We start from the raw sequence: 6,935 nt of genomic DNA, 5'->3' as shown, positions 1-6,935 counted from the left end.
TCAATCAGCCTAAGCACCTATATGGTCTGGTTTAGGAGGGGCAATGAGATGCCCTTATCTTGAAGGCTGTTCAAAACAGAAATGGACTGCGAACGCTTAGTCATTCAAGAATCCTACCCGTAAATCCGTAAGGATTTGGGCTTGCGACTTTAGTCGTGGGAGTCTCAAATAACAGTAGTTGATATTCATCCATTAAATAAGACGATTATATGTACTGATGTTTTTCGTAATAAGAGAATGTTTAAGTTTGGTGATGTAATTGAAGTGAATTAGAGGGGGAATAAAAATAATTATCTCTTCCTAACTTAATTATATCATGTAAATCACGTTCAAAATAGACTGTTTATTCTCATTTACTACTGCTACAATCAATAGCACATGAACAGTAAGGAGAGGTGCCGAATGAGTTCTTTCGTTCTCGATTTTCAGGAAATAGAAAAGGTGCAGCTTTCGCTCGTTGGCGGAAAAGGATTGAATTTAGGGGAATTATCAAATATTCAAGGGATACAAGTGCCAGAAGGGTTTTGTGTTACAACGATAGGGTATGAAAAAGCCATCGAACAAAATGAAGCGTTTCAAGCTTTGTTGAGTCAATTAGCAATGTTAAAAATTGAAGACCGGGCTCAAATTGCTGAAATCAGTAAGAAGATTAGAGAAACCATTATGGAAGTAGAAATCCCTTCTGATGTAGTGGAAGCGGTGGCTCATTATCTCTCTCGTTTTGGAAATGAACATGCTTATGCAGTGCGTTCTAGCGCTACTGCTGAAGATTTACCATATGCCTCATTTGCTGGTCAACAAGATACGTATTTAAATATCATCGGAAAAGAAGCGATCTTGCAGCATGTAAGAAAGTGCTGGGCTTCTTTATTTACAGATCGAGCAGTCATTTACCGCATGCAAAATGGTTTTGAACATAGCCAAGTTTCTATATGTGTTGTCGTTCAAAGAATGGTTTTCCCGCAGGCTTCGGGAATTTTATTTACTGCTGACCCGATTACTTGTAACCGAAAGGTGTTATCGATCGATGCCAGTTTTGGACTTGGCGAGGCATTAGTATCAGGACTGGTCTCTGCCGATAATTATAAAGTAAAAGAAGGCGAAATCGCCGAGAAGATGATCGCAACTAAAAAATTGGCTATCTATGCCTTAAAAGAGGGCGGAACAGAGACGAAACAAATCAATCTCGCTCAGCAAAAGATTCAAACGCTTACGGAACAACAAATATTACAACTAGCACAGATTGGAAGACAGATCGAAGCTTATTTTGGCTGCCCACAAGATATTGAATGGTGTTTAGTTAATGACACATTTTATATTGTTCAAAGCAGGCCGATAACGACTTTATATCCAATTCCAGAAGCAAATGATCAGGAAAATCATGTGTATGTATCGGTTGGTCACCAACAAATGATGACCGATCCTTTGAAGCCGTTAGGAATGTCTTTATTCCAGTTAACATCCTTTGGACCGAGGTTTCAAGCGGGAGGAAGGCTGTTTGTTGATGTTGCACAAAGATTGGCTTCGCCTGCTAGTAGAGAACTTTTATTAAATACAATAGGGAACTCGGAGCCGCTTATTAAAGATGCATTAACGACTGTAATAGAGCGAGATAATTTTATCAAATTGTTACCGGATGATGAAAAAGAAAAGAGTCTTGGTAAAAGTATGCCACCTGCAAGTTCACAACCACAAATCGAAAGCGATCCGGCAATCGTTATGGATTTAATAAAGAATAGTCAAGCATCGATCGAAGAGTTAAAACAAAACATTCAAACGAAATCAGGGCTGGATGTACTTGATTTTATTTTAGAAGATATCCAGCAATTAAAGAAAATATTATTTCACCCGCAAAGTATGGCTGTCCTTATGGCAGGTATGAATGCTTCATCATGGATCAATGAAAAGATGGAGCAATGGCTAGGTGAAAAAAACGTAGCAGACACACTTTCACAATCTGTACAAAACAATATTACGTCGGAAATGGGTCTAGCATTACTCGATGTTGCAGATGTGATTCGGCCATATCCAGAAGTCATTGCGTATTTACAGCCTATAGAAGATGACAGTTTTTTAGATGAGCTAGTTAAGTTTGAAGGCGGGGATAAAGCACAAGATGCAATCTATGCTTTTCTGAATAAATACGGAATGAGATGTAGCGGAGAAATCGATATCACAAAAACGCGCTGGAGTGAAAAGCCAACTACAATTATCCCGATGATTTTAAATAACATAAGAGATTTTGAAACTGGTGCTAGTAAACGGAAATTTGAAGCGGGGCTGCAGGAAGCTTTGAAAAAAGAAGAAGAGTTATTAGAGCGATTGCAGCACTTGCCGGATGGTAAACAAAAAATAGAAGAGACGAAGCGAATGATTAGTAACATCCGGAATTTTATCGGTTATCGTGAATATCCAAAGTACGGCATGATTAATCGCTATTTCATATATAAGCAGGCAATATTAAAAGAAGCCGAGCAACTCGTGCAAAATAGTGTTATTCATGAAATAGAAGATATATACTATCTAACTTTTGAAGAGCTTCACGAAGTTGTTTGTACAAATAAACTAGATTACAAAGTCATCAATAATCGAAAAAATGAGTTCAAATTATATGAAAAACTAACACCTCCACGTGTTATTACGTCTGATGGAGAAATCATTACAGGGAAGTATAAACGAGAAAACCTTCCGGCCGAAGCAATTGTAGGTCTACCTGTTTCTTCAGGAGTTATAGAGGGGAGAGCTCGCGTTATTTTAAATATGGAAGATGCGAATTTAGAAGATGGAGATATATTAGTTACAGCATTTACTGATCCTGGCTGGACACCATTGTTTGTATCTATAAAAGGGTTAGTCACCGAAGTTGGCGGACTGATGACACATGGAGCAGTTATTGCACGTGAATATGGATTACCAGCAGTCGTCGGAGTAGAGAATGCTACAAAACTAATAAAAGACGGGCAACGAATTCGGGTACATGGAACGGAAGGGTATATCGAAATACTGTAGTTAAAAAGATCATTCACTATATGTAGTGGATGATCTTTTATTTTTTTAAGCCAACTGCTATCACCTGAAACTGAAGATCAAAATAAAAATGAGGATATGGATTGGATTTCTTTGGATGTCCTTGTCGTAGAAGAAAACATACATGCCACGATTCTAATTCACATGCAAGAAGCAACCATAAATATCGATGAATCAGAATGTATACCAATCCAAAACAAAGAATATTTTCAAAAATATTACAAATTAAGACAGTATATTGCAAATTATTAGAATATTCTTTATTATATAAACATTGTAACGTATTTAATATTGGGGAGGAATAGGGATGAAGAAAAAGCCTTTTAAAGTGCTGTCTACGCTTGCGGCGACAGCTGTGCTTAGTTGCACATTTGGATTTGGTAGTCAATCTGTTTATGCGGCAACGCCGTCTAATGTAGGAGCTTTAAGTCCAATTGATGAAAATTTAATTCCAGAGGAGCGTTTAGCAGATGCGCTCAAGAAACGCGGTGTAATTAGTGAATCTACGTCGAAAGCAGACACATTAAAAGCTGTTGAAAAATACGTAGAGAAGAAAAAAGGCGAAAATGCTGGAAAAGAACCAGCAGCGGGGGACAGTGTTACGAGAGAAGCTTCTGACTTTTTGAAAAAAGTTAAAGATGCAAAAGCAGATACGAAAGCAAAAGCTGATCAACCTGCTAGTGGCCCGGTAGCTGGACAAGAGCCGGTTAAAGGGGGATTAAACGGCAAAGTACCAACTACTTCAGCGAAGCAAAAACAATATAACGGTGATGTTCGTAAAGATAAAGTTCTTGTATTGCTAGTAGAGTTTGCTGACTTTAAGCATAACAATATTGATCAAGTACCAGGTTATATGTATTCAAATGATTTTAATCCAGAACATTATCAAAAAATGTTATTTGGTAATGAGCCGTTTACACTCTTTGATGGTTCAAAAGTCCCAACATTTAAACAATATTATGAAGAGCAATCTGGTGGTAGTTATACAGTCGATGGGACAGTAACAAAGTGGTTGACAGTTCCAGGTACAGCAGCGGATTATGGTGCAGATGCAGGAGATGGCGGTCATGATAATAAAGGACCAAAAGGACCTCGTGATTTTGTAAAAGAGGCATTAAATGCAGCTGTAGAAAGTGGTATTGATTTATCAGAATTTGACCAATACGATCAATATGACAATAATGGTGATGGCAATAAAAACGAATCAGATGGTCTTATCGATCACTTAATGGTTATTCACGCTGGAGTTGGGCAAGATGGAGGCGGCGGTAGACTAGGTGATGATGCAATTTGGTCACATCGCTGGAACCTTGGAACACCATATCCAATTGAAGGAACAAAAGCAAAAGTTGATAACTGGGGCGGCAAAATGGCAGCATACGATTACACAATTGAGCCAGAAGACGGAGCAGTTGGTGTATTCGCACATGAATTTGGCCATGATCTAGGTCTTCCAGATGAGTATGATACGAAGTATTCAGGATCAGGTGAGCCAATTAATTCTTGGTCTGTTATGAGTGGCGGCAGCTGGGCTGGTAAAATTGCAGGTTCAACGCCACCAAGTTTCTCTCCACAAAACAAAGAGTTCTTTCAAAAGAACATGGGTGGAAACTGGGCAAATATTGTAGAGGTTGACTATGATAAATTAAATCGCGGTATCGGTCTTGCGACGTACTTAGATCAAAGTGTAACGAAGTCAGCTCGTCCTGGTCTGATTCGCGTTAACTTACCAGATAAAGATGTAAAAGGTATTCAGCCTGCATTCGGTAAGAAATATTACTATAGTACAAAAGGCGATGATATTCATACAACAATAGAAACACCAGTGTTTGATTTAACAAATGCAACACTGGCGAAGTTTGATTACAAATCATTGTATGAAATTGAAACAGGTTATGACTTCCTTGAAGTACATGCAGTGACAGAAGATAATAAGAAAACGTTAGTGGATCGAATTGGCGAAAAGAATGTGAAAAATGGTCTAGACACAACGGATGGTAAGTGGGTAGATAAGTCATATGACTTAAGCCAATTTAAAGGTCAAAAAGTAAAACTAGTATTCGAATACATTACAGATGGTGGTTTAGCACCGAACGGTTTTACTCTTGATAACGCTACATTAACTGTAGATGGAAATGTTGTGTTCTCTGATGATGCAGAAGGCGAAGCGAAATTAAAATTAAATGGTTTCGTTACAGCAAACGGTTTTGATAAGAAGAAACATAACTATTATTTAGAGTGGAGAAACTACGCTGGTGCTGATCAAGCGTTAAAATATAGCGGTGGTGTACCGTATAATACAGGTCTTGTTGTATGGTATGCAGACTCTAGCTTTACAGATAATTGGGTTGGTATGCATCCAGGCGAAGGTTTCTTAGGGGTTGTTGACTCTCACCCAGAGGCAATTGTTGGAACGCTAAACGGCAAACCAACTGTTAAAAATAGTACACGATACCAAATCGCAGATGCTGCGTTCTCCTTTAACCAAACGCCAGCATGGAAAGTTGTATCTCCAACACGCGGAACATATGATTACAAAGGGTTACCAGGTGTAACGAAGTTTGATGATTCTAAATTGTATATGAACGATTTAATCCCAGATGCAGGACGTAAATTACCGAAGCTTGGATTGAAATTTGAAGTAGTTGGACAAGCAGATGATAATACTGCAGGTGCAGTTCGTTTATATCGTTAATAATGGAGAAGCTGTTGAAGAGGATTCCTTTCAACAGCTTTTTTCATAGGAACATAAATTTCAAGTTATTAATAATAATAGTAACTACTCAGCCATATATTTCATTTAGAAGTTTGTTGATGTTCAGATTGATTAAAGCATGTTTCTATGCAGGCAAGCTTATTTTTTTAAGCCGGCTGCATAAAAAGGTCCATGAACTGCGATTGTTGATAAAATACGAGCAATTTCCTCAGGTGTTTCTTTTTGTCCATTATTTAACCATTGCTGAATGACACCTATATGAGCAGATGCCATATAAGAAGCTAAGTATTGACTTGGAACAAGTAAATTTTCCTTATTAATGAGAGCGCCATTCGTATCTTCAAATAGTGTTTTCCACATGAAGTCTTTCAATTTTGTTTGGAAAGATAAATCTCCTTTTGGGCTTAGTACAGCTTTCATAAAATCACTATTTTCGTTTAAAAATTCAAGGATAGAAGTGATAAGTACAAACGGTGTTGTCGGAGAAGGATTTGATTCAAGGTCAGCAATCGTCTTTATTGCGATAAGTAAAATGCCGATTAGTACACGAAAAGAAAATTTCATATTAAAAATAAAACAAATAGTAACAGGAGCTATCGCGGCGCTTGTAATTGGATTTGGACTGACGTGGATCGCAGACGGAATGGTAGGATTAAATATCCCAAATTTCATGGATACAGCTTTATTTTTATCCATTACATCATTTAGTTTCTTCTTAATGATTTCGGCTGTTCTTTCATTAATGGGATTAAAGGGAATAGGTATATTTGCACTGTTACTTTTCTTTGGTGCACCGCTATTGGCGCTAGCGCCTGAAATGATGTCGCCATTTTATCAAGACTGGATTTACTCTTGGTTACCGATGCGATTCATGATAGAAAGTCTAAGAGAAATATTCTTCTTAGGAAAAGGATTAGCTTGGAATACGCTACTTACTGTGCTCGTTTGGATTGGTGTAGTAAGTATGGTTATCGTACTTGGAACAGCTTTAAAGCGTAGTGTAGGAAAGGAACATAAAACGGAAGTAAATGCTTAAAAAATAGTAGAGGAAAAACCGTTTCACTAGTAGTGGAGCGATTTTTTCATGTTGAGATATAAGCTAGGTAACATAGAAGAGATATTTAAGATGTAGTAGTTAATTCTGTTATATAATGTATAAAACAAAAACGACAATACACAAGAAAGGAGCAAA

General features: G+C 37.6%; 2 protein-coding genes and 2 pseudogenes. 3 read left to right on the top strand and 1 reads right to left on the bottom strand.

Annotated elements, in window-relative coordinates; translation table 11 throughout:
- Nucleotides 1–402 precede the first annotated feature (402 nt).
- On the top strand, nt 403–3,009 hold the full coding sequence (gene ppsA, locus V7038_RS04625) for a phosphoenolpyruvate synthase (protein WP_335469332.1): 2,607 nt from the start codon (nt 403–405) through the stop codon (nt 3,007–3,009).
- Nucleotides 3,010–3,334: 325 nt separating this feature from the next.
- Nucleotides 3,335–5,722, top strand: a complete 2,388-nt coding sequence (locus V7038_RS04620) for an immune inhibitor A domain-containing protein (protein ID WP_335469330.1) — start codon at nt 3,335–3,337, stop codon at nt 5,720–5,722.
- A gap of 159 nt (nt 5,723–5,881) precedes the next feature.
- On the opposite strand, the pseudogene V7038_RS04615 reads toward V7038_RS04620, so the two are convergent.
- Nucleotides 5,882–6,259: pseudogene (locus V7038_RS04615) on the bottom strand (TetR-like C-terminal domain-containing protein); the annotation flags it as partial.
- On the opposite strand from V7038_RS04615, the pseudogene V7038_RS04610 reads away from it, so the two are divergent.
- A pseudogene (locus V7038_RS04610) lies at nt 6,246–6,779 on the top strand (phage infection protein); the annotation flags it as partial. The pseudogenes V7038_RS04615 and V7038_RS04610 sit on opposite strands and share 14 nt — an antisense overlap.
- Nucleotides 6,780–6,935 lie beyond the last annotated feature (156 nt).

The organism is Bacillus sp. JJ783, assembly GCF_036963225.1.
Classification (GTDB): Bacteria; Bacillota; Bacilli; order Bacillales; family Bacillaceae_G; genus Bacillus_A; species Bacillus_A cereus_U.
This window is presented reverse-complemented; position numbering and strand designations above follow the sequence as displayed.